The 3,644-nt window shown below is 73.6% G+C and carries 3 protein-coding genes; 1 reads left to right on the top strand and 2 read right to left on the bottom strand.

What is annotated here, in order from left to right; genetic code table 11:
- Both IBL25_RS25045 and IBL25_RS25040 read right to left on the bottom strand, forming a co-directional pair.
- A partial coding sequence (locus IBL25_RS25045; RefSeq protein ID WP_238940658.1) for a protein-disulfide reductase DsbD domain-containing protein occupies positions 1–1,607 on the bottom strand: 1,607 nt, incomplete at its 3' end.
- 104 nt (positions 1,608–1,711) lie between these two features.
- Positions 1,712–2,536 (bottom strand): isocitrate lyase/PEP mutase family protein, encoded by an 825-nt coding sequence (locus tag IBL25_RS25040; RefSeq protein WP_187781172.1) that lies wholly within the window; start codon positions 2,534–2,536, stop codon positions 1,712–1,714.
- Positions 2,537–2,613: 77 nt separating this feature from the next.
- Between IBL25_RS25040 and IBL25_RS25035 the strand changes: the two genes are divergently transcribed.
- Positions 2,614–3,644, top strand: a 1,031-nt coding sequence (locus IBL25_RS25035; RefSeq protein WP_187781171.1) for a helicase-related protein, incomplete at its 3' end; no start/stop codon positions are given.

Raw genomic sequence — 3,644 nt, 5'->3', positions numbered from 1 at the left:
CCCTGCGCCGTGCCCAGCGCCCAGGCGCCGAAGCCGACCAGCAGCCCGCCGGCCAGCGCCGCCGCCAGCCCCTCCGGCCCGGTGAGCTGCGCCAGCACCCAGAGCAGCCACAGCGCGGCGCCATACATCGGGAAGGCCAGCGCCTGCTTCAGCCGGTCCATCCAGGCGCCGGGCTTGGGCAAGAGCCGCGCCAGACCCGGCGCCAGGGCCAGCAGCGTATAGGGCGCGGCCATGCCGAGGCCCATGGCGCCGAAGACCGCCAGCGTGCCGGCCGGCGGCAGCGCCATGGCGGCGCCGATGGCGGCGGCCATGAAGGGGGCGGTGCAGGGGGTGGCCACCAGCACCGCCAGCGCCCCGGTGGCGAAGCTGCCGCCATGCCCGCCCCGCGCCGCCAGCGCGCCGCCCGCGCCCACCGGCCCGCCGATGTTGAAGACGCCGGACAGGTTCAGCCCCACCGCCAGCATCAGCCAGCCGGTCAGGGCCACAAACACCGGGGAGGTGAACTGGAAGCCCCAGCCCGCCGTCTGCCCCGCCAGCCGCAGCCCCAGCAGCAGCCCGCCCAGCAGCAGAAAGGAGAGCACGACCCCGGCCGTGTAGCTCGCCCCATGCGCCCGCACCGTGGCGCGGGCGGCGCCGGACAGCCGCGCGATGCCCAGTGCCTTCATGGCCAGGATGGGAAAGACGCAGGGCATCAGGTTCAGGATCAGCCCGCCCAACGCCGCCCAGAGCAGCGCCTGCCCCAGTGGCAGCCCGCCACCGCCGCCGGGCAGCGCCGGCAGCGGGCCGGGCGCGGCAGAAAGGCTGTAGGCGCTGCGCACCCCCGCGCCATCCGTGATGGCCACCACGCCCGCCACCTGCGCCGGCAGTTCCATCATGCCGCGCGGCAGGCCAAGCCGCAGCGCGCCTTCCGCCACTTGCAGCGGCTGCGGGCCGGCATGGTCCAGCACGCCCGCCTCGGCGGGGAAGAAGAAGGCCTCCTTCACCGATTGCGGCGACAGGTCCTGGCCCCGCAGCAGCAGCGCGCCTTCCTTGCCCTCGAAGCCGATGCTGGCTTCCCAGGGGGAAGGGCGGGGCAACTCGGCCTCGGCCTGCTGGAACAGCGGCGCCATGGCGGCATCGGGCCGTGCCGCCGCTTCCACCGGCAGGGTGAGGGTGAAGCGGCCTTCCTCGGGGATGCAGACCTGCTCGCAGACCAGCCAACTCGCTTCAGCCTGAATGGTGAAGCTCTGGCCGGGGGTGAGGGTGGCCGGCGGCGTTACCTCCTGCGGCAGCAGGGTGGCATTCTCGTAGCCGAAGTTCACCAAGGGGCCGAAGGGGATGCGGTGCGGCGCCGGCCATTGGATCGGCCCGGCGCTGGCGCCGTCCGGCAGGGTGAGGGTGACATCGGGCGGCAGGCCGGCATCGCCGGGGTTCTGCCAATAGGTATGCCAGCCCGGCGCCATCTGCTGCCGCAGCCCGATGCGGAAGGGCTGCCCCGGCGCCACGGAAGCCACCTCGGCCGCCAAGGTCATCGTGGTGCGCTCCGACCGCACCGGCGCGCTTTCCCCGGCCAGGGCGGGGGTGGCCAGGGCCATCAGGGCGGCGGCGAGGAGGATCGGGCGCGACATGGCGAATAGAAGCCTTTTCCGGTGGCCGAAGGCCAAGGGGGTTCCGCGTGACGAATCGTCTCATGCCACGCCGCGCCGCCCGGGCCAAAGCCATCGGGCGCGGGTCAGCCGCGCGGTGCCATGAAGGCTTGTGCCTCCGCGCCCGTCATGGCCTGGGCGGCATAGCCGAAATGGCCTTCCGCCAGCACCTCCCGCCCCGCGTGGGCCAGGGCGCCCAGCGCCGCCCGCGCCAGGGAACCGCCGAGGCTGATGCGCTTCACGCCCGCTTCCGCCAGTTCCGCCACGGTGAAGGGGCGTCCGGCCAGGCCCATCACCACATTCACCGGCTTGTCCACGGCGGCGCAAAGGGTGCGGATGTCCTCCAGCCGTGTCAGGCCGGGGGCGTAGAGCACCTCCGCGCCTGCCTTCGAAAAAGCCTGCAGGCGGCGGATGGTGTCATCCAGGTCCGGGCGGCCGTGCAGGTAGTTCTCGGCACGGGCGGTCAGCACGAAGGGCAGGGGGCGCGCGGCCTCGGCGGCGGCGGCCACGCGCTCCACGGCCTGGTTGAAATCATAGAGCGGGCGGTCAGCCTCGCCCGTCGCATCCTCGATGGAACCGCCGACGAGGCCCACCCCGGCGGCGGCGCGGATGGTTTCGGCGCAATCCTCCGGCGCATGGCCGAAGCCGTTTTCCAGGTCGGCCGAGACGGGCAGGGATGTGGCGGCGACGATGGCACCGGCATTGGCCAGGGTTTCCTCCCGGCTCACCGCCCCCTGGCCATCCGGCCGCCCCAGCGAGAAGGCGAGGCCGGCACTGGTGGTGGCCAGGGCCTCGAAACCCAGCGCCGCCAGGATGCGGGCGCTGCCGGCATCCCAGGGGTTGGGGATGACAAAGGCGCCGGGGCGGGCATGCAGCGCGCGGAAGCGGGCAACCTGTTCGGTCTGGCTCATGGCGGTTCCTCCTGTTGTGGTGAACAGATCAGGAACCAGGCTGCGCCGCAAGCCATGCTGCTGTAGAGGGTGGCGCCATGTCCATCGCCCTGCTGCCCGAACTGCCCGTCACCGAGGCCCTGCCGCGCCTGGCGGAGGCGCTGCGCGCCGGTTCCAACGCCGTGCTGGTGGCGCCGCCCGGCGCCGGCAAGACGACCTTGGTGCCGCTGGTGCTGCGGGACGAGCCCTGGGCCGCCGGCCAAAAGATCCTGGTGCTGGAGCCCCGCCGCGTCGCCGCCCGCGCCGCCGCCCGCCGCATGGCCAGCCTGCTGGGCGAGGAGGTGGGCAACACCGTGGGCCTGGTGACGCGGCTGGAACGCGCGACCTCGGCGGCCACACGAATAGAAGTCATCACCGAGGGCCTGCTGGTCCGCCGCCTGCAATCCGACCCCGGGCTGGATGGCGTGGCGGCGGTGCTCTTCGACGAGGCGCATGAGCGCAACCTCGACACCGACCTGGCGCTGGCCTTCTGCCTGGACCTGCAACGCGCGCTGCGGCCGGAACTGCGCCTGCTGGCCATGTCCGCGACGCTGGAGGCCGAGGGTTTTTCGACCCTGCTGGGCGATGCGCCGGTGGTGGAAAGCCTTGGCCGTGCCTTTCCCGTGGCGGTGCAATACCGGCAGCGGGAGCTGAAGGACGCGCGCGAACTGCCGGAAGCCATGGCCAGCGCCATCCGCGAGGCGCTGCGGGCGCATCCCGGCGACGTGCTGGCCTTCCTGCCCGGCTGGGGCGAGATCCGCCGCACCGCTGACCGGCTGGGCGGCCTGGATGCCGATGTGCTGCCCCTGCATGGCGAGATGCCGCCCGCCGAGCAGGACAAGGCGCTGAACCCCGGCCCGCGCCGCAAGGTGGTGCTGGCCACCTCTATCGCCGAAACCTCGCTGACCGTGCCGGGGGTGCGGATCGTGGTGGATGGCGGCTTCCGCCGCGCGCCGCGCCTGGACCCCGCCACGGGCCTCTCCCGCCTCGCCACGCTGCGCATCTCCCGCGCCGCCGCCGAGCAGCGCGCCGGCCGCGCCGGCCGCACGGAATCCGGCGTCGCCATCCGCCTCTGGACCGAGGCGCTGCA

Origin of the sequence: Pseudoroseomonas ludipueritiae (assembly GCF_014490445.1) — a bacterium.
GTDB lineage: Bacteria > Pseudomonadota > Alphaproteobacteria > Acetobacterales > Acetobacteraceae > Pseudoroseomonas > Pseudoroseomonas ludipueritiae.
Note: the sequence above shows the minus strand (reverse complement) of the source record. Positions and strands in the feature narration are given on the sequence as shown.